The organism is Derxia lacustris (assembly GCF_002105195.1).
Taxonomy (GTDB): Bacteria; Pseudomonadota; Gammaproteobacteria; order Burkholderiales; family Burkholderiaceae_E; genus Derxia; species Derxia lacustris.
Map to the genome: position 1 here is coordinate 354828 of NZ_MUHU01000002.1, position 17317 is coordinate 372144.

17 protein-coding genes are annotated in these 17317 nt (G+C 71.7%); 8 read left to right on the forward strand and 9 right to left on the reverse strand.

Annotation, left to right across the window (positions count from 1 at the left end):
- Nucleotides 1-54: 54 nt before the first annotated feature.
- The 3 genes from csb2 to cas3g are packed head-to-tail and all read right to left on the reverse strand — an operon-like array spanning nucleotide 55 to nucleotide 5980.
- Nucleotides 55-1470 (reverse strand): type I-G CRISPR-associated protein Csb2, encoded by a 1416-nt coding sequence (gene csb2, locus B9P64_RS03365; RefSeq protein WP_028310531.1) that lies wholly within the window; start codon nucleotides 1468-1470, stop codon nucleotides 55-57.
- Nucleotides 1470-2516 carry a type I-G CRISPR-associated RAMP protein Csb1/Cas7g gene (gene cas7g / locus B9P64_RS03370; RefSeq protein ID WP_051378039.1) on the reverse strand — a complete coding sequence of 349 codons (1047 nt, stop codon included), beginning with the start codon at nucleotides 2514-2516 and terminating at the stop codon, nucleotides 1470-1472. Before cas7g ends, csb2 begins: the two co-directional genes overlap by 1 nt.
- Nucleotides 2489-5980 (reverse strand): type I-G CRISPR-associated helicase/endonuclease Cas3g, encoded by a 3492-nt coding sequence (gene cas3g, locus B9P64_RS03375; RefSeq protein ID WP_034410472.1) that lies wholly within the window; start codon nucleotides 5978-5980, stop codon nucleotides 2489-2491. The genes cas7g and cas3g overlap by 28 nt, the downstream gene beginning before the upstream one ends.
- 220 nt (nucleotides 5981-6200) lie before the next feature.
- Here cas3g and B9P64_RS03380 point away from each other — a divergent pair, with 220 nt between their 5' ends.
- From B9P64_RS03380 to B9P64_RS03395, 4 genes are read left to right on the forward strand one after another with little or no spacing between them, the layout of a single operon-like run.
- On the forward strand, nucleotides 6201-6464 hold the full coding sequence (locus B9P64_RS03380; RefSeq protein WP_028310532.1) for a type II toxin-antitoxin system TacA family antitoxin: 264 nt from the start codon (nucleotides 6201-6203) through the stop codon (nucleotides 6462-6464).
- Nucleotides 6461-6967: a GNAT family N-acetyltransferase gene (locus tag B9P64_RS03385; RefSeq protein ID WP_034410475.1), complete on the forward strand. Its 507-nt coding sequence runs from the start codon at nucleotides 6461-6463 to the stop codon at nucleotides 6965-6967. The genes B9P64_RS03380 and B9P64_RS03385 overlap by 4 nt, the downstream gene beginning before the upstream one ends.
- A 44-nt stretch (nucleotides 6968-7011) precedes the next feature.
- On the forward strand, nucleotides 7012-8016 hold the full coding sequence (locus B9P64_RS03390; RefSeq protein ID WP_084544831.1) for an ROK family protein: 1005 nt from the start codon (nucleotides 7012-7014) through the stop codon (nucleotides 8014-8016).
- The gene (locus B9P64_RS03395; protein ID WP_028310534.1) at nucleotides 8013-8690 is read left to right on the forward strand and encodes an SAM-dependent methyltransferase; all 678 of its coding nucleotides are present in this window, start codon (nucleotides 8013-8015) and stop codon (nucleotides 8688-8690) included. Before B9P64_RS03390 ends, B9P64_RS03395 begins: the two co-directional genes overlap by 4 nt.
- A gap of 57 nt (nucleotides 8691-8747) precedes the next feature.
- Here the strand turns inward: B9P64_RS03395 and B9P64_RS03400 are convergent, their stop codons facing one another.
- From B9P64_RS03400 to B9P64_RS03420, 5 genes are all read right to left on the reverse strand, one after another.
- Nucleotides 8748-10895: an alpha-1,4-glucan--maltose-1-phosphate maltosyltransferase gene (locus B9P64_RS03400; protein ID WP_085314807.1), complete on the reverse strand. Its 2148-nt coding sequence runs from the start codon at nucleotides 10893-10895 to the stop codon at nucleotides 8748-8750.
- A gap of 223 nt (nucleotides 10896-11118) precedes the next feature.
- The gene (locus tag B9P64_RS03405; protein WP_085314808.1) at nucleotides 11119-11595 is read right to left on the reverse strand and encodes a ferritin-like domain-containing protein; all 477 of its coding nucleotides are present in this window, start codon (nucleotides 11593-11595) and stop codon (nucleotides 11119-11121) included.
- A gap of 180 nt (nucleotides 11596-11775) precedes the next feature.
- Complete coding sequence (locus tag B9P64_RS03410) at nucleotides 11776-12783, reverse strand: DUF6976 family protein (RefSeq protein ID WP_085314809.1); 1008 nt, start codon at nucleotides 12781-12783, stop codon at nucleotides 11776-11778.
- Entirely contained in the window at nucleotides 12780-13583 is an 804-nt protein-coding gene (locus B9P64_RS03415) for a hypothetical protein (RefSeq protein WP_139826120.1), read from the reverse strand. The genes B9P64_RS03410 and B9P64_RS03415 overlap by 4 nt, the downstream gene beginning before the upstream one ends.
- A 194-nt stretch (nucleotides 13584-13777) precedes the next feature.
- On the reverse strand, nucleotides 13778-14341 hold the full coding sequence (locus B9P64_RS03420) for a histidine phosphatase family protein (RefSeq protein ID WP_176256705.1): 564 nt from the start codon (nucleotides 14339-14341) through the stop codon (nucleotides 13778-13780).
- 65 nt (nucleotides 14342-14406) lie between these two features.
- Here B9P64_RS03420 and B9P64_RS03425 point away from each other — a divergent pair, with 65 nt between their 5' ends.
- Nucleotides 14407-15153 (forward strand): YoaK family protein, encoded by a 747-nt coding sequence (locus B9P64_RS03425; protein ID WP_085314812.1) that lies wholly within the window; start codon nucleotides 14407-14409, stop codon nucleotides 15151-15153.
- 77 nt (nucleotides 15154-15230) lie between these two features.
- On the opposite strand, the gene B9P64_RS03430 is transcribed toward B9P64_RS03425, so the two are convergent.
- Nucleotides 15231-15962: a riboflavin synthase subunit alpha gene (locus B9P64_RS03430; RefSeq protein WP_085314813.1), complete on the reverse strand. Its 732-nt coding sequence runs from the start codon at nucleotides 15960-15962 to the stop codon at nucleotides 15231-15233.
- 94 nt (nucleotides 15963-16056) lie between these two features.
- Here B9P64_RS03430 and B9P64_RS03435 point away from each other — a divergent pair, with 94 nt between their 5' ends.
- The 3 genes from B9P64_RS03435 (at nucleotide 16057) to B9P64_RS03445 (ending at nucleotide 17313) form a co-directional block, all read left to right on the forward strand.
- The gene (locus B9P64_RS03435; protein WP_085314814.1) at nucleotides 16057-16683 is read left to right on the forward strand and encodes a sigma-70 family RNA polymerase sigma factor; all 627 of its coding nucleotides are present in this window, start codon (nucleotides 16057-16059) and stop codon (nucleotides 16681-16683) included.
- Nucleotides 16677-16877 carry a zf-HC2 domain-containing protein gene (locus B9P64_RS03440; protein WP_085314815.1) on the forward strand — a complete coding sequence of 67 codons (201 nt, stop codon included), beginning with the start codon at nucleotides 16677-16679 and terminating at the stop codon, nucleotides 16875-16877. The genes B9P64_RS03435 and B9P64_RS03440 overlap by 7 nt, the downstream gene beginning before the upstream one ends.
- 175 nt (nucleotides 16878-17052) lie before the next feature.
- Nucleotides 17053-17313: a BufA1 family periplasmic bufferin-type metallophore gene (locus tag B9P64_RS03445; RefSeq protein ID WP_176256706.1), complete on the forward strand. Its 261-nt coding sequence runs from the start codon at nucleotides 17053-17055 to the stop codon at nucleotides 17311-17313.
- Nucleotides 17314-17317: the final 4 nt, after the last annotated feature.

The following is a 17317-nucleotide window of genomic DNA, read 5'->3' on the forward strand; positions in this document are numbered from 1 at the left end:
TCCCTTTGAAATCAGCTTGTTAAAGAGCGCGCGAACCTACTAGAGAACTGCCGTTCACTTGGGGTTCGCGCAAAACAGCCCGAGGCCGTAGTGCCGCCCGCGCCCGAGCACGAGCGGCCCGCGCACCGGCTCCCGAAAGCGCAGCCGCAGGTGATACAGGATCAGGCTGCGCGCCTGCCAGCGCTTGAGCCTCACTTCGCGCAGCGCGGGCGCCTGCCGGATCAGCGGCTGCCGAGAAAACTCGGCCCCCGCCAGCAGCCCCGGATCGATGCCCGATTCGCGCAGCGCCTTGTGCAGCAGCTTGGTCATGACGCGCAGATCGCCACCGCCGAAATCGCCAGGCAGCACCATCGGCGTGACCGTCACCCACTCGCGGGCTGCGTCGAGATAGGCCGGCAGCACCGGCTCGCCCGCCACGGCGATGGGCCGGGCAATCGCCCTCGCCTCGCCCGTGTCCTCGTCCACCAGCGGCACGCCGTCCTCGCCAAGGCGGGCGGCCAGCGACAGCAGCGGCGCATGGTCGGCGGCGCGCGCGATCCACAACGCACGCCGCGCGCGGCCGTCGGCATGCTCGGCGCCGACGGTCGGCAGCGGCACCCACGAGAGCCGGCAGTCGGCATTGCCTTCCGGCGCATGGCCGGCGGCAAAGCCGGCCACTTCGTCTCCGAGCGGTTGCGCGAGCTGCATGGCGGCGTGGCGGAGCATGCCGGCGACGACCACGGCATCGGCCGGCGCGAAGCGCGCCGTCCGCGCGGCGTCGTCGGGCCGAGTGAGGCGCAGCGCGAGCACGAGGCTGCGCGGCGCGGCTTCACTCGGCTGGTAGAGCCGCGTGCCGTGCAACGCGGCCCGCTGCACCGGCTGCGCCCAGCCCTGGTCGCCGGCCTGCAAGCGGCGCTGGAAGGCCTGGAAGCGCGCTTCGAGCGCCTGAAGCGAACCGGGCACCGGCACGCGCAGCCGCGCGCCGTCGGTGCCGGGCAGGAAGGCGGCGATGTCGTCGGCCACCGGCTGCCACAGCCGGATGTCGCCCGCGCTTTGCGGCGCGGCGCCGGCGATGAGGCCGCGCACGACGCACATGTCTTCGCCCGTGCCGAGGGTGTGGACCTTCTCGGCGCTGGCGATGAGCTGGTTGGCGGCGTCGCGGTCGGCGGCATCACGCAGCGGCCAGCAGTAGCGCACCGGGCCACGCACGAGGCGGCGGCGCACCTCGCGCATGGTGGTGGCGCCGCCGCTGTCGCCGGGCCGGGCGTTGTTAGGGATGGAGCGGCGGAAGTCGATCGGCGCCGAGGCGTCGGCGGCGAGGATGACGGGCGCGGGCTGGGCTTCGAGCCAGCCGAGGCCGGGCGCGTCGATGCTCCTGTTGCCGGCGACGATGGCCTGCATGAGCCGGAAAGGCGCGGGCGGCCATTCGCTGCCGCCGTAGCTGTCGCCGAGGAAGCGCGCTTCGAGCACGAGATGGTCGGCGGCAGCCATCACTTGGCCTTGGCGCCCTTGGCCTTAGCCTTGGCCTTGGCGGCGGTGACGCGCTCCTTCTGGAAGGTGGCGGCCAGCGGTTCGAGCGCCGGAATGCCGAAGGTCTGGGCGGCGGCGGTGGCATGGGCGAGCACGGCGTCGTGGTCGAGGGTGAGCGCGGTTTCCGAACCGTCGCGCGCGACCGCGACGAGCTGGCGCGCACCGGCCGGCACGAGCAGGCAGCCCTGGCGCAGGAAGCATTCGGTCGGCATCACGAGCGCGAGCAGGCCGAGGGCGTGGATGTAGGCGGCGGCGGGCGTGGGCGGCGTGGCGCGCCGCTGGCGGGTGTTGTCGCGCAGGGCGACGAGGTTGAGCGTGGCGGTGCGCAGGATGGGGCCGTCGGCCACGACGCCGCCGAGGCCTTCCTCGGCAGGCACGTGATCCAGACCAAGCTCCGAGAGCTTGTCGGGGAAGCCAAGTTCAGCCGACCCAAATGCGCTGTTGAACGTCGCCATGCGGCGGAGCTGGCGCACGTCGCGCGCGGTGATCGTGGCGCTGAAGGCGCGCGGGATCTTGAGCTGGCTGCCCTCGCCCCGGCTCTCCCAGATGCCGCAGATCAGGCTGGTGGGCGACAGGCGCGCGATGTCGTCCGGCCCGCTGGCGAAGCTGCGCATCGCGCGGTTGGCGTCGTCGCCGAGCGTCGAGAACTGGATGCCGGCGTCGGCGATGCGATGGCCGAGCTGGAGCATGTCGAGCGTGCGGGTCTCGCCGTTCGCAAGCGTGGCCGTGACTTCGACCTTGCGCACGAGGGCGCGGTAGGCGGGCTGCATCAGCGCTTCCTCGAAGCGGTTGGCCTGCGACTGCACCGAATCGACGGTGCAGAGGTTGCGGCCGTCGGTAAGCGGACTGATGCAGTAGGTGGGCTTGTTGCCCGCGCCGAGGTAGGTGGGCGGGAAGAAGGGCGTGCCCTCGCCGTCCACCGGCCGCAGCGTCTGGCGCGCGACGAGCGCGACGATGCCGTCGTCGGTGAGGAAGCGGTTCAGATCATCAGCAGGTGCGGCGGGCATGTCGGGTTCCTTTGCGGGACGGGTTGGGCGGGGAAGACGTCTTTCATCTTTCCGCTCGGGACAAGAGCGGCCTCGTAGGCGGGGCCGGCGCCGGGCAGCAGGCCGCGCGCAGCGGCGATGGCGAGCGGGCGCGGCAGCGGCTCGGGCCAGAGCCAGTAGCGATGGCTGGCGTCTGCCGGCGGTGGGAAGAAGTGCTGGAGGCCGATGGCGGACAGCAGCTCGACCCAGGGCCGGCTGCTCTTGAAGCGGGCGTGCTCGTTGAGCGAGAAGCCGGCGTCTTGCGCCGACCAGTTGGTGGCGCTGTCGAAGCGGAACTTGGAGGCGTCGGCGCCGACGCGCGCGCCGCCGAGGGTGGGCAGGTCGGCCGGGGTGAAGTCGGGCAGATCGAGGCTCGCGGCGCAGGACGCCACGAGGCTGTCGAGGATGACGGGAGCGCGGGTCTGGCCGGCGCCGAGCTTCCAGCCCGAGCCTTCGTCCAGCCCTTCGCCGAGCCAGGGGTTGAGCGGCAGCGGCGGCAGGCCGGCGAGGCGCAGCAGCAAGGGCGGATAGGCGGCGTCGGCCATCTCGGGACGCGTGGCTTCAGTGTCGGGCGCGACGGTGGCGCCGCGCAGGCTGGCGAGCAGCGCGAGCACGCCGTCGGCGTCGATGCCGTGCAGATGAAAGCCGCCGCCCGACCAGCTCGCCTCGACCACCCTGCCCGCATGCAGCGCGAGCGCGAACAGGCCGAGGCAGGCGAGGTATTCGCCGAAGTTGGCGGCATCGACGGGCAGCGAGAAGGCTTGCGGCGCGACGGTGGGGATGACGACTTCGGCGGGCGCGGGGGGCATGGCCCACGCGGGCTGCGCCGCGAAACGCTCGGCCTCCACCTCGGCGAGCACGTCGGCGGCCTTGAGCAGCGCTTCGAGATGGGCGAGCGCCCAGGGGCCGAGGCTGGCGCCGAGCGCGGCGTAATCGCGCGCCGCGCGATCGGCCAACGCCGCGCAGCCGGGCTTGTCGCGGGCATTGCCGAGAAACACCGGGCGCGCCCAGCCGTGATGCGAGACGACCAGATGCTGCTCAAGCCGCGTGAGGCCGTCGGCCGTCGGGCGCAGCAGCGAGCCGAGTTCGTGGCGGTAGCCGTCGTTGATGGCGTTGTCGAAGCGGGCGCCGCCGGACTTGGCGAGCGGTTGCGCGAGGTCGGCATTGCCGATGGCGCGCTGCCAGCGCGACTCGTCCTTGCCGGCGTCATGCGTGACGGCGGCGCGCGGATTCGCGGCGGCGAAGTCGGCGGGCAGCGACAGCGCGGCGGCGAGCGCGTGACCCGCTCGCGCGGCGAGCTGGAGGTGTTCGCCGAGAAGGCGCGGCCGAGGCGCCAGCGCCGCCAGATCACCGGCATCCGGCGCGTGGACGCCGGGGCGCGCCTGCCAGACGCGGACGCTCAGCTCGCATGGCGCGGCGGGCGCGATCGGGCAGTCATGGAAGACGATCTGCCAGCCCTCGCAACACGCGGCCAGCAGGCCGGGCAGCGTTGCGTCGTGCCGGTCGGCGCAGGACCAGACAGGCTGTTCGTCTTCAATGGCGAGCTTCACCGTGATGGCTTGGACCACGCCGCGCTCAAGGCCGTGGGCGTCGGTGCATTGGCCGGAAACGTCGGGCACTTCGGCCGTGGCATCGGCGTCGGGCTGCCCTTGCACCGACAGTCCGCCCGCCGCGCTGGCAAACAGCACCGTGCCGCCCGCCGGGAGGCGATCGAGCCAGCGCCAGACATGGGCACCGGGCATGAGCACGCCGCCCTCCGCGAGCTGGCCTTGGGCGTCGAGCAGCAACGCGAGCGGCGCGACGCCGGCGGGCGCCTTGAGCAGACGATCGACGATGAACTTGCGCGCCCGCTCGCGCGGCAGCCGCGCGAGTTCGGCCGTCACCAGCGGCCACGCATCCAGCCAGCGGCCGACGTCGGCATGGGCGGCGGGGAGCTGGCGCCATGCGAGCGTGATGTCGGCTTCCTCGTCCACGAGGCCCTGGATGTAGGTGGCGGGCGCGGGGCAGCGAAGCTGGCCGAGGCTGAGGCTGGTCATCGCGAACATGTCGATGACCTGGGGTTCGAGCGCGCGCATCGCGGGCGCCGGGTCGCAGGCGTCGGCATAGCCGGGCTGGTCGAGCAGCGCCGACAGCGCAAGCGGGCTGGCGTCGATACCGTCGGCATAGGCTGCAAGCGTTTGCAGAAGATCGATCGCGGCAAGGCAGCGCGGGCGCACGGCCTCCGGCGCCTCCTCGCCGTTGGCGTGGATGAGCGTGATCGCGCCCGCGCCCTGGCCTCGGCGGTTGATGCGGCCGGCACGCTGGATGAGGCGGTCGAGCGTGGCGAGGTCGAACAGGCCGATGTCGGCATCGATGTCAAGGCCGATTTCTCCGGCGCTGGTTGCGATGAAGAAGGCGCTGCCGTCGTTGCCGCGACGCTCGTCGCTGACGAAGCGCAGATAGGCCGGGCTGTCGAGCAAGGCCGTGCGCTCGTGGCCGCGCATCGTGCCGGTGAGCTGGACGATGCGCGCCGGGTCGATGCCCTTGCGGCCGAGGTCGCGCGCGATGGTCGCGGCCTGGTCGGGCGAGGCGACGAAGATGGCGACGGCGCGGTTGGCGTCGCGATGCGCCACGGCGGCATCGACGATGGCGGCCGCGATGGCGCCGCCGGCCTTGCGGCCTTCGGCCGCGATGGTCTTGAAGCCGAGCCGCTTGCGCGCCGACATGCGGGCGACGAGGGCGGCGTCGCTCGCGATGTCGCACACCAGCGGTTCGCCGCCCACGCCGGGACGCAGCGTGGCGGTCATCTCGATCACATGTATCAGCGGCCGGCCGATGGCGGCGGCATCGGCGGCGGCGCGCGCCTCGATCTGCCGCAGCAGGTGGCTGAACGCGGGCGCGAGGTGGGCCTCGTCGTGAACGACGAGCGTGTCGATGCCGAGCAGGCCGGCATGCGTGGCGGCGCGCGAGCGGCCGAGTCCGTAGCCACGGAACAGCAGGCGGCTGCCGAGCATGTCAGGCGTGGCCAGGACGATGGCGGGCGTGGACGGGTCGAGGCTCCATTCGCCGTTGTCGGCGAACTGGCCGCGCAGCGTCGAAATGGCGAGCGGTTTGCCGGTAACGGACAGCGAGGCAAGCGCATCGCGCAACGCGGGCAGCTCGCCCGCGTCGAGCAGTTCGCGGATGCGCACGCAAAGCCGGGTGGCCTCGTCGACCAGCACGCGGCGATTCACGGCAAAGGCCAGACGGCGCTGCGTGGCCGGCAGGCCGGCGCGGGCGCGGGTGGCGAGCGCCGCGACGAAGATGGCGACGAGCATCGTCTTGCCGGCGGCGGTGGGCACCTTGATCTGGCGCGGTGGCTCGCCCGCGACCATCCGCGCGAAGGCGCGCCGCTGCCAGTCGTAAGGCGCCCCGACCCCGAGGCGCGCAAACAGTTCGACCAGCAACGCATCGTCGATTCCAGGCATCTTCTCTTCCTTGCAAAAATGTTTGGAAAACGATGCATGCGCGTGCTCAGCCCGAACAGTTGGACAGTTTTGGGCGCAGCGAGTTGGTGTGCGCTACCGCACAAGTCATGACCATGTCGGCGAGCGACTGGAGAACGATGGGCATCAAGCCAATTTTGTATTGACACTGCCCACACAAACCGCAACGCTCCCCCGCACCACCACCGCAACGCCGCCCACCATGTCATCCACCACCATCAACGTCCGCGCCTCGCTCGAAGTGCGCGACCTCATCGACCGCGCCGCCACGCTGCAAGGCAAGACGCGCACGGATTTCATGCTCCAGGCCGCGCAATCGGCGGCGCAGCAGGTGCTGCTCGATCAGGTGTTCTTCACCGTGTCGCCCGAGCAGCTCGACGCCTTCGAGGCGGTGATGGCGCAGCCGCTGGCCGACGCCGACGCGCTGCGCGCGCTGCTCGCGCACAAGGCGCCGTGGGAGCAATGACGCGCGCGCCGCTGTCGGCGCCCGCGCTGCTCGACGCGCATCACGACTGCTCGAGCTTTGCTTGCGAGCACGAGGCGCTCAACGACTGGCTGCGCAAGCGCGCGCTGGCGAACCTGAGGGCGGGCGCGTCGCGCAGCTATGTGGTCTGCGCGGGCAAGCAAGTGGTGGGCTATTACGCGCTGGCGCCGGGTGCGCTGCTGCCGCAGGCGGCGACCGGCGCCGTGCGCCGCAACATGCCGACGCCGATTCCGGTGTTCGTGCTCGGCCGGCTGGCGGTGGACCGCGACTGGGCGGGCATGGGCATCGGCACCGGGCTACTCAAGGACGCGGTGCTGCGCTGCGTGCAGGCGGCGGCGATCGTCGGCGGGCGGGCGGTGCTGTGTCATGCCATCGACGAACGCGCCAAGGCCTTCTACCTGCGCCATTCCTTCGTGCAATCGCCCGTCGAGCCGATGACGGTGATGCTGCAACTCGACCGCGCGGCCGACCTGCTGGGCGGCTGAACTTCGCGATGCCGGCGCGCGCCGGCCGCCCCACCCCGATCACCATGCCCCCTCCCCTCCTCGCCGCCCTCGAAGCCGGCGGCACCAAGCTCCTCTGCGCCATCGGCACGGCCGACGATGCGGCCGCCCCGCGCTTCCTCTCCCGCGCCAGCTTCCCGACCGGCGACTCGCCCGCCCTCGCGCTCGGCGCCGTGGCCGACTGGTTCCGCGCCCAGCAGGCGGCGTTCGGCCCGATCGCGGCGCTCGGCATCGCAAGCTTCGGCCCGGTCGATCTCGACCCCGCCTCGCCCGGCTGGGGCCGCATCACCGCCACGCCCAAGCCGGGCTGGCGCGATGCCGATGTGGCGGGCGTACTACGCGCCGCGCTGCCGGGCATTCCGTTGGGCTTCGACACCGACGTGAACGGCGCGGCGCTCGGCGAGCAGCGCTGGGGCGCGGCGCGCGGGCTGGCGGAGTTCGTCTACATCACGATGGGCACCGGCATCGGCGCGGGCGGCATGGCGGGCGGACGTCTGCTGCACGGCCTCGTCCATCCCGAGATGGGCCACATGCGCCTGCCGCGCCTCGCGGGCGACGGCTTCGCGGGCGTCTGCTCCTTTCACGGCGATTGCTGGGAGGGGCTGTGCTCCGGCCCGGCCATCGCGGCGCGCACCGGCCGGCCGGCCGACGAACTGCCCGCCGACCATCCGGTCTGGGCGCTCTTGGCCGACACGACGGCGCTGGCCATCGGCAACCTCGTCTGCGTGCTGTCGCCGCGCCGCGTGATCCTCGGCGGCAGCGTGCGCAAGGCGGGCGGGCTGGGCGAGGCGGCGTTCTTCGCGCGGGTGCGCGCGACGTTGCGCGAGCGGCTGGCGGGCTACATCGCGCATCCGGCACTGGCCGATGGCATCGGCGAGTACATGGTGCCGCCGCTGCTCGGCGATGACGCCGGGCTGGCCGGGACGCTGGTGCTGGCGGAACAGGCGCTGGCCGCCGCCCGGACCGCCGTGGCAGGGTTGGCGCCCGTGCCGCCCCTTTGCGCACCTTCTTCCCTTTCCGCCACGCCATGACCCTCGACCAGATCGTTCCCTGGGGCCGCTCGCTGCGCGAGTACCGCTCGATGTTCTCCCTCACCGACGCCGACCTGGCCGTCCGCATCCTCGGCTGCGCCGACGGGCCGGCGAGCTTCAACGCCGAGGTCACGGCGCTGGGCGGGCGCGTGGTGTCGGCCGATCCGGTGTACCGCTTCGCGGCCGACGGCATCCGCGCGCGCATCGCCGAGGTCGCGCCGCGCGTGATCGACGAGCTGCGCCGCAACGCCGCCGACTACCTCTGGGACGAGGCCGGCGACGCCGATGCGCTCGGCCGGCTGCGCCTCGCGGCGATGGACGCCTTCCTCGCCGACTACGACGCCGGCCGCGCGGCGGGCCGCTACGTCGATGCCTCGCTGCCCGCCCTGCCCTTCGCCGACGGCGCCTTCGACCTCGCGCTGTGCTCGCACTTCCTGTTCCTCTACAGCGCCCAGGTGGACGCGGCCGCGCATCTGGCCGGCGTGCGCGAGCTGTGCCGCGTCGCGCGCGAGGTGCGCATCTATCCGCTCGTCGCGCTCGACAACCGGCCCTCGCCGCATCTGCCGGCGGTGCTGGCGGCGCTCGCGGCGGAAGGGCTGACCGCGAGCGTCGAGCCGGTCGCGCATCGCTTCCAGAAGGGGGCGACGGAGATGCTCAGGATCGTGCGGGGCTGACGGAGCGCGGGCAGCCCTGCCCGTGCGCAAACGGCGCGATTCGCGCGCCTGCCCGCCTCACCCCCGCGACACCCGCCAAACCCCATACGGCGCAAACCACGGATCGAGCCGGGTGTGCTGCATCTTCCCGGTCCATATCCACTTGTGCCCGGTCATCAAATCCTCGCCCGCCAGGCTCCCGTCATCCGGCAGGCCAAACAGCCATAGCGGCAATTCAAAGTCCGCTTCCTGCACGCGTTTCGGGTCGAGGTTGATCGCCACTAGAATGAAATTGCTCAAATCCTCGGTCGCCTTGGCGAAATACAGGATGTTGTCATTCCAGCAATTCAGGAATTGCGCGTTGGTGTGGGTTTGCAGCGCGGGGTTTTCGCGCCGCACGCGGTTGAGCGCGGCGATCTCGCCAATGATGTTGCCCGGCGCATTCCAGTCGCGCGGCCTGATTTCGTATTTGTCGGAGTCGAGGTATTCCTCCTTGCCGGGCACGGGTGCCGATTCGCACAGCTCGAATCCGGCAAATACACCCCACAGGCCCGAAAGCGTGGCGGCGAGTGCGGCTCTTATCAGAAATCCGGGCCGTCCCGAGTCGTGCAGGAATTTCGGATTGATGTCCGGCGTGTTCACGAAGAAATTGGGCCGGTACACGTCGCGCACCGGCGGCGCCGAAAGCTCGGTCAGGTACTGGATGAATTCGGCCTTGGTATTGCGCCAGGTGAAGTAGCTGTAGCTCTGGTTGAAGCCCACCTTGCCCAGCCGATACATCGGCTTGGGCCGCGTGAATGCCTCGCTGAGAAACATCGTTTCCGGATGCCGGCCGCGCACTTCGGCAATCAGCCATTGCCAGAACGGCAGCGGCTTGGTGTGCGGGTTGTCGACGCGAAAGATCTTCACGCCCTCCTTTACCCAGAACAGCACCACGTCGCGCAATGCGATCCACAAATCGGGCATGGCATCGCGCGCATAGAAATCGACGTTGACGATGTCCTCGTATTTCTTGGGCGGGTTTTCGGCGTGCTTGATGCTGCCGTCGGGGCGCCAGGCAAACCAGCCGGGATGCTGCTTGAGCCAGGGATGGTCGGGCGAGCACTGGATGGCGAAGTCGATGGCGAGTTCCAGGCCGTGGTCGGCGGCGGCGTCGCGCAGCTGGCGGAAGTCGTCGAGCGTGCCGAGCTGCGGATGGATGGCGTCGTGGCCGCCCTCCTCGCTGCCGATGGCGTAGGGGCTGCCGGGGTCGTCGGGCGCGGCCGTGAGCGTGTTGTTGCGGCCCTTGCGGTGGCTGCGGCCGATCGGGTGGATGGGCGGGAAATACAGCACGTCGAAGCCCATGGCGCTGATGGCCGGCAGCCGGCCGATCACGTCGGCAAACGTGCCGTGGCGCTCGGGCGAGTCGGTGATGCTGCGCGGGAACAGCTCGTACCAGCTGGCGAAGCGCGCGCGCAGGCGCTCGGCGTCGAGGGCGACCGGCGGCTCGGCGCGCACGAGGAAGGCGCGTTCGAGCGTGTCGTGGACGATGGCGCCGAGTTCGTCCGACAGCAGCAGGTCGAGCGCGGGCTCGGGCCGGGCGGCCAGGTCGGGCGCGGCCACGCCCTCGCCGGTCATGGCGGCGCCGGCGGTGCCGCCAGCCTCGGCGTGGTTGGCATCGGTGTCGGCATCAGCATCGGCGACCGGAGCCGCGCCCGCCGCCGCCGCGTCGGCCAGTGCGTCGAGCCGGGCGCAGGCGCGGTCGATGGCGTCGGCCTGGGCGCTGCTGGCGCCGGCGCTCGCGGCATCCAGCAGCGCGCGCGCTTCGGCCACTTCCACGCCCAGCGGCTGGCCGGCGGCACGCTTGCGCACGAGATGGTCGACCAGCGTGGCCCAGCGGTCCCACCAGGCTTCCACGGTGAATTCATGGCGGCCGAGGCGCCGGGGCACGAAGCTGGCGCGCCAGCGGTCGTTGGGCAGCGGCGTCATCGGCACGGCCTGCCAGTCGGCGCTGTCGGTGGCGCGCCAGAGCAGGCGGGCGGCGAGCCGGTCGTGGCCGTCGGCATAGATGTCGGCCTCGACGGTGACGGTGTCGCCGACGCAGCGCTTGATGGCGACGCAATCGGGGCCGGCGTCGGGGTCGAGGTTCTCGATGACGATGCGCGCCGCGCGGGTGGCGGCGAGCGCCGCCTTCTTGCCGCGCGCGACGGGCTGGAGGATGGGCTTGCCGGAGTGGGTGTCGAGCATGGAGCCGCCTTGGTTGCGCTAGCCCCGACTGGCCTGTGCGGGCGTCGGACTGCGCCGACGCGCCAGCCCCGCAAAGCGCGAAGCCCGGCGCGGGGCCGGGCTTCGGTGGGTTGCGGGACGCGCGCGGGCGTCCGATCTGATGCGGCGAGTGTGCCGGGCGCGGCGGGCGGCGCGCAGGCGCGATGCAAATGGTTGCCTGCGCCTGGCGACGCCGCGGCGCGGCTCAATCCACCGGCAGCGGCTCGCCCTTGCGATGCAGTTCGAGCCAGCGCTTCAGCTCGTTGACATGCTGGGTTTCCTCGTCGGCGAACTCGGTGGCGAAGCGGCGCAGTTCGGGATCGGTGGCGGTGGCGGCGATCGACTGGTAGTAGGCCAGGCTGGCCGATTCGGCATCGAGCGCGATTTCCAGCGCCTGCTCGCGGCCCACGAAGGGATCGGCGGCCCAGATGGCGGCGGTTTCGGGGCTTTCGATGTCGGGCCACTCGAATTCGGCGGCCTTGAGGTTGGGCACGTTGCGGTAGCCGCTGCGGTTGCGCGCGTCGGCCAGATGCATGCGCGAGTACTCGGCCAGCTGGCGGAACAGGCGCGAGACCTCGGTGTTGCCGGCGGTCTGCATGGCATCGGCGAGCTGGCCGAAGCGCAGCGCGGCGTCTTTCTCGAGTTCGATGGCGTAGGCCAGAAATTCTTCGACGGTTTGCATGGATGACTCCGGTGGAAATGGGCCGGCGACGGCAGGCTGACCCCGGCCCGCAGTGTGGTCCGCAGCGGCCGGAGCGCAAACCGGGAAAACCGGCGCCGGCGTCGGATCGGCGCGAAGCGGCGCGGACCGAATGCGCCCGGCTTGACCTGCATCAGGCCGGCGCGCCGGTTGCGCCGCCGCTCAGCCCTCGATCGAGACGTGGACCAGCGTCTGGTTGACCAGCTGGTAGGCGATCTCGCCGAAGGTGATCGGCCCGGTCATCGGCTCGGTGCGCTGGCCTTCGAGCCCGCTGTACAGGTAGTTGAGGATGCAGTTGCAGCTGAACGCGGGCGGGTCGGTGTCGCGCGGCAGGGCCGAGCGGAAGGCGCTCATGTAGTCGGCGACCGGCGCGGCGATGCGGTAGTCGACGCCCTCGAACACCGGCGCATACAGCTCGACCGTGCCGCGCGCGGCATCGATGCGCTTGATGCTGACGTTGATGCGCGCGCCGCAGTAGTCGGCCACCAGCGGCAGCCGCACGTCGATGCGGTGGCGGCCGAGCCAGCCGGCGAAGTTGACCGGCAGCCCGTCGACCTCGCAGCCGCTCACCAGAAAGCCCGATTGCGGGAAGCGGATGCTTTCGCCGGCGCCGGGCTGGAACACGTTGAGCGTGTCGACGCGGGCATAGCGGTCGGGCGGCAGGCCGATGTGCATGACCATCGCCGATTCGGTGTCGAAGGCGAGCGTGCGGCCATCGACCACCACCGGCGCGCGCTGGCCGATGTCGTCGAGATGCACGCCGGCGACCCAGCCGGCGAGCGGCTTGACGTACATGTCGGCGTACTCGGGCGCGTCGTGGGCGAAGGCCGAGTGCAGCGCGGTGAAGGCCGGCAGGATGATGAGCGACCAGCCGTGCTCGGGCGCATCGGTGCAGACGCGGGCAATGCTGCGCAGGTCGTAGCGGCGGATTTCCGGCGCGCCGCGATAGCCGCGCACCTCGGTCAGGAAGACCTTGTCGCGCGACACCTCGCCGCCGGCCGGCCCCATGAAGTAGGGAATGCTGCCGCCGATCCAGTTGCCGGCCGGCAGCTGGCGCAGTGCCGCTTCATCGGCGGCCACGCTGTGGAAGCGGCCGCTGCGCAGCCGTTCGGCGGCTTCGGCCACGCTCACCAGCATGCCGCCGCCGCGCGAGATGGTGGCGGGGATCATGCAAACCTCCGGGCCTGCTGGGCCAGTTGCAGCGTCTCGTGCGCGAGCTGGCGCGGGTTGCGCGCGAAGTAGGCATGCAGCTCGCCGGCGCGGCGCGCGCGCTCGGCCGGCGCTTCGTTGCCGTCGAGGCTGGCGCGCGCCTTGTTGAGCAGCAGCTTGAGGCCGAGCTGCTGGATGTCGATGTCGAGCTGGCCGCCGACCAGCGCGGCCCAGACCGGCGAGCTGGCGTCGGGCACGGCGGCCGGGCTGGCGGCGGCGACCGGCGCGCTGGCGGCGGTCGCCGTCTGGGCCGTGGCCGGCGCCTGCGGCAGGGTCGAGGGGCCGGCGGCGGTGTCGCCACCGGCAGCCACGGCTGCGCTGCGCGGCGCAGGTGCCGGCGCCCGCGCGGCGGCCGGCGCGAGCGGCTCGGCCAGCCGGGCAAAGCGGCGCACTTCCTCGGCCGGCAGATCGAGCAGCAGCGCGACGGCATCGGGATTGAGGCCGGCGCGCAGGCCGTTGGCCAGGCGCGCGGCGAGCGCCCGGGTAAAGCGCAGACCCGGCTCGCCGGCCCAGGGCGCGTCGGGGATGGCGGCATCGGCCGGCAGCGCCAGGGTGATTTCGCATTGCCAGCCGAGCAGGTCGACATGGCGCCAGCGCAGCTCGCGCGCGGTCTCGACTTCGCGCAGCTTGAACCAGCCGCGCTCGGGCTCGGGGCCGATGCGCACGCTGACCAGATGCCGCTCGGTATCGAGCCGGCAGTCGGTGGTGCGCCAGGGTTCGGCTACATCGAGCAGCCGCTGCAACATTCCGGATTCCAGCATGGTTGTCTCTCGTCCTCGTTCTGGGCGGCTACCCGGCAGTCGGGGCCGCATTGACGACGCACGCCGCCTGGACGTCCGCCGCTTGTTTTTTTGTGCGGCGGGATGCTGCCACGCAGGCCCGCAAAGCCCTTGCCGCCAGTTGGGGCGGCCACAGCCGGACGATGAAAGCCGTGACCGAAGTCACGAAAAACGCCTCAGTACGGTGCGCCTGACTCGAAGACTTCGAATTCGGCGTTGCCGATCATCGGCGCGTCGTAGAAGGCCTCGGGCGGCAGCGCACGCAGCAGCAGGTGCACCGCGCGCGCCACGAAGCCGTGCGCCACCAGCAGCACGGTCTCGCCGGCGTGCTCGGCGCGCAGCGCGGCCAGCGCCGCGTCCACCCGGTCGACGGCCTGGCGCATGGTCTCGCCGCCGGGCGGGCCGTCGTCCCAGTGGCGCGCGATGCGGCGCGCCCACAGCTCGGGATAGCGCGCCTCGATGTCCTCGCGGCTCAGGCCCTCGAACACGCCGTAGCAGCGCTCGCGGAACTCGCCCATCAGCAGCACCGGCAGGCCGTGGCTGGCGGCGACGATCTCGGCCGTCTGGCGCGCGCGTTGCAGCGGCGACGCGACGATGCGCGTGAGCCCGGCCGGCAATCGGCGCGCCAGTTCCTCGGCCTGGGCGATGCCGGCGGCGTTGAGCGGCGGATCGCTGCTGCCCTGGAAGCGCTGCTGCGCATTCAGATCGGTCTGCCCGTGGCGGGCCATGTAGAGCTTCATCGGCATTTCCTGCGTGATCCGTGGCGCGACAATGCACGCCTCCTCTGCCCTGCTGCGACGTCGCCATGCCCATCGCCTATCTCAGCACCCTCACCGCGCCCGAACGCTCGGCCCGCGCCAACCTGCATCTGGGCGTGACGCTCGCCTTCGTGGCCGGCGCGCTCAATGCGGGCGGCTTTCTGGCGATCGGCCAGTACACATCGCACATGACCGGCATGGTCTCGGCCGCCGCCGACAATCTGGCGCTCGGCAACGGCGTGCTGGTGCTGGCGGCGCTGCTGTCGATCGTGGCCTTCGTGACCGGCGCGGCGACGACGGCGGTGATGGTGAACCACGGCCGGCGTGCCGCGCGTCGGAACATCTACCAGCCGCCGCTGCTGGCCGAGGCGCTGCTGCTGCTGCTGTTCGGCTCGGTCGGCAGCCTGCTCAGCCCGCATGAAATCGTGAGCGTGTCGCTCGGCGCGGTGCTGCTGTGCTTCGTGATGGGCCTGCAGAACGCGCTCGTCACCAAGATTTCCAATGCCGAGATCCGCACCACGCATGTGACCGGGCTGGTCACCGACATCGGCATCGAGCTGGGCAAGCTTTTCTACTGGAACCGGCCCGGCGGCGCGCCCGGCGCGGCCGAGGTGCAGGCCAACCGGCGCCGGCTGCGGGTGCATTCGCTGCTGGTCGGCGGCTTCTTCGTGGGCGGAGTGACGGGGGCGCTGGGCTTCAAGCATCTGGGCTTCGGCGCGACGATTCCGCTCGCGCTGGCGCTGGTGGCGATGTCGGTTGCGCCGGCGTTCTCGGCGCCGCGCGCGGCGGGCTGAGGCGGCGGGCCGACACGGCCGCTCGCCGCCTGCACGAGCCGGGTCGCTGGCGCCCAGCTCGCCGCGCCGCGCCGCGCTCAGTCGCCCTTGCCCGGCCTGAAGTCGAGCGCCGGCGTGTCGATCGGCGCGGCCAGATCGCCGAGCGAGCCGCCGCGTTCGCGCAGGAAGGCTTCCAGCGCCGGCAGCAGCGGCCCGAGCCGGCGCTCCAGCGTGTCGTTGATCGTGTCGACCACCACCTGGGTGCCGCGCTCGATCTCCACGTTGAGCCGGTCGCCGGCCTGCTTGTGGCCGAAGGTGGTCATGCGCAGCGTCTCGGGGATGAGCCAGATCTCGAACCAGCCCTCGGCGCGGTTCACCTCGGCGATGGTCAGGCTGGCGCCGTTCACCGCCACATAGCCCTTGGGAAAGATGTAGCGCAGCCCCTGCTCGGGCACGGCGATGCGCAGCACGTAGTTGTTCTCGGGCTGGCGGATGCTGGCGAGCGTGGCGGTGAAATCGACATGGCCCGAGATCGGATGGCCGCCGATCTCGGCGCCGTCCCGGGCCGCGCGTTCCACGTTGATGCCGTCGCCGACCTTGAAATCGCCGAGCGTGGTGATCGCCAGGCTCTGCTGCATCACGTCGAATTCGGCCGATTGCGGGCCGGTGAGCCGCGTGACCGTCAGGCAGACGCCGTCATGCGCCACGCTCGCGCCGATGGCGAGGCCGTCGGCGAAGCCTTCGGGGAAGTCGATGGCGAAGGTGCGCAAGCCCGCGCGGTCGGTAATGGCCGCGACCTTCGCGACGCCCTGGACGATGCCGGTGAACATGGTGGTGGCTCCTGAAAACCGCGATTGTCCATGACTGCGCCGGCGCGCCCGGCGGTTCCCTGCCCCACCCGCCGCCGCCCGACCGAGACCGCCCATGACCGCGACCGCACCGCCGCCCGCCGGCGAACCCACCGCCGCCGACCTGCTCGCCGACCCCGGCTGGCTCGCCACGCTGCGCAGCAAGATGCAGCGCTTCGCCCGCCTGCAACTCGGCGACGACGGCGCCGCCGACGACGCGGTGCAGGAAGCCCTGGTCGGCGCGCTCACCGGCGCCGGCCGCTTCACCGGCCGCGCCGCCGTGCGCACCTGGGTCTTCGCCATCCTCAAGAACAAGATCGCCGACCAGCTGCGCGCGCGCCGGCGCAACCCGCTCGTGGCCGATCTGGCGCCCGCCTGCGAGGCCGACGACGACAGCCTCGACGAACTCTTCGTGGCCGACGGCCACTGGTCGCCCGAAGCCGCGCCGCGCGACTGGGGCGACCCCGAGGCCGCGCTCGACAACCGCCAGTTCTGGACCGTGCTCGACGCCTGCCTCGACGGCCTGCCGCCGCGCCTCGGCCGCGTCTTCCTCATGCGCGAAGTGGTGGGGCTCGAATCGCACGAGGTCTGCGCGGAACTCGGCATTGCGAGCGGCAATCTGTTCGTGATGCTGCATCGCGCGCGGCTGCGGCTGCGCGAATGCCTCGATCAACGCTGGTTTGCGGAGCGCCGCCCATGCTGAATTGCCGCGAGGCCGCGCGCCTCATGTCCGAAGCCCAGGACCGCAAGCTTGGCGTCGGCGAAACCCTCGGGCTGCGCTTCCACCTCGCGCTGTGCGAGAACTGCATGCGCTACCGCGAGCAGCTCGCCGTCATGCGCCGCGCGCTGCGCCGCTACCGCGACGACCGCCACGACGACGGTACCGACGCCGGTTGAAGCCGCGCCCGGACCGGCGCCACGGCCGGCCCGCCCCCGCGCGACGCCCCGCCAGAAAATTTTTTCGCCCGCTGTAAGTTCCCCGCCCCGCCAGACGATCAAGCCTCGGGACCGCGATTGCGGCCCGGGGGCGGCAAGCCAGCCGCCTCCTTCCATCCCTTGAAGGAGCTTCATCATGCGCAACCAATCCCTCGTCGCCGCCGCCCTTGCCGGTCTCATGCTCGCCGCCGCCCAGGGCGCCTCGGCCGCCGACGACATGGCCAAGAAGGACGCCAAGGAAAAGTGCTACGGCGTCGCCAAGGCCGGCCAGAACGACTGCGCCAACAAGAGCGGCACCCATGCCTGCCAGGGGCAGTCCAAGGCCGACAACGACCCGACCGACTTCAAGCTGGTGCCGGCCGGCAGCTGCGAAAAGATGGGCGGCAAGAAGGCCTGAGGCG

Bases quoted from the DNA above. Each gene is read 5' to 3' on its own strand.
- B9P64_RS03395 (WP_028310534.1), top strand. From the start codon at position 8,013: ATGACCCTCGACCAGATCGTTCCCTGGGGCCGCTCGCTGCGCGAGTAC.
- csb2 (WP_028310531.1), bottom strand. From the start codon at position 1,470: ATGGCTGCCGCCGACCATCTCGTGCTCGAAGCGCGCTTCCTCGGCGAC.
- B9P64_RS03410 (WP_085314809.1), bottom strand. From the start codon at position 12,783: ATGATCCCCGCCACCATCTCGCGCGGCGGCGGCATGCTGGTGAGCGTG.
- B9P64_RS03435 (WP_085314814.1), top strand. From the start codon at position 16,057: ATGACCGCGACCGCACCGCCGCCCGCCGGCGAACCCACCGCCGCCGAC.
- B9P64_RS03380 (WP_028310532.1), top strand. From the start codon at position 6,201: ATGTCATCCACCACCATCAACGTCCGCGCCTCGCTCGAAGTGCGCGAC.
- cas3g (WP_034410472.1), bottom strand. From the start codon at position 5,980: ATGCCTGGAATCGACGATGCGTTGCTGGTCGAACTGTTTGCGCGCCTC.
- B9P64_RS03420 (WP_176256705.1), bottom strand. From the start codon at position 14,341: ATGAAGCTCTACATGGCCCGCCACGGGCAGACCGATCTGAATGCGCAG.
- B9P64_RS03445 (WP_176256706.1), top strand. From the start codon at position 17,053: ATGCGCAACCAATCCCTCGTCGCCGCCGCCCTTGCCGGTCTCATGCTC.
- B9P64_RS03430 (WP_085314813.1), bottom strand. From the start codon at position 15,962: ATGTTCACCGGCATCGTCCAGGGCGTCGCGAAGGTCGCGGCCATTACC.
- B9P64_RS03440 (WP_085314815.1), top strand. From the start codon at position 16,677: ATGCTGAATTGCCGCGAGGCCGCGCGCCTCATGTCCGAAGCCCAGGAC.
- B9P64_RS03415 (WP_139826120.1), bottom strand. From the start codon at position 13,583: ATGCTGGAATCCGGAATGTTGCAGCGGCTGCTCGATGTAGCCGAACCC.
- B9P64_RS03405 (WP_085314808.1), bottom strand. From the start codon at position 11,595: ATGCAAACCGTCGAAGAATTTCTGGCCTACGCCATCGAACTCGAGAAA.
- B9P64_RS03390 (WP_084544831.1), top strand. From the start codon at position 7,012: ATGCCCCCTCCCCTCCTCGCCGCCCTCGAAGCCGGCGGCACCAAGCTC.
- B9P64_RS03425 (WP_085314812.1), top strand. From the start codon at position 14,407: ATGCCCATCGCCTATCTCAGCACCCTCACCGCGCCCGAACGCTCGGCC.
- cas7g (WP_051378039.1), bottom strand. From the start codon at position 2,516: ATGCCCGCCGCACCTGCTGATGATCTGAACCGCTTCCTCACCGACGAC.
- B9P64_RS03385 (WP_034410475.1), top strand. From the start codon at position 6,461: ATGACGCGCGCGCCGCTGTCGGCGCCCGCGCTGCTCGACGCGCATCAC.
- B9P64_RS03400 (WP_085314807.1), bottom strand. From the start codon at position 10,895: ATGCTCGACACCCACTCCGGCAAGCCCATCCTCCAGCCCGTCGCGCGC.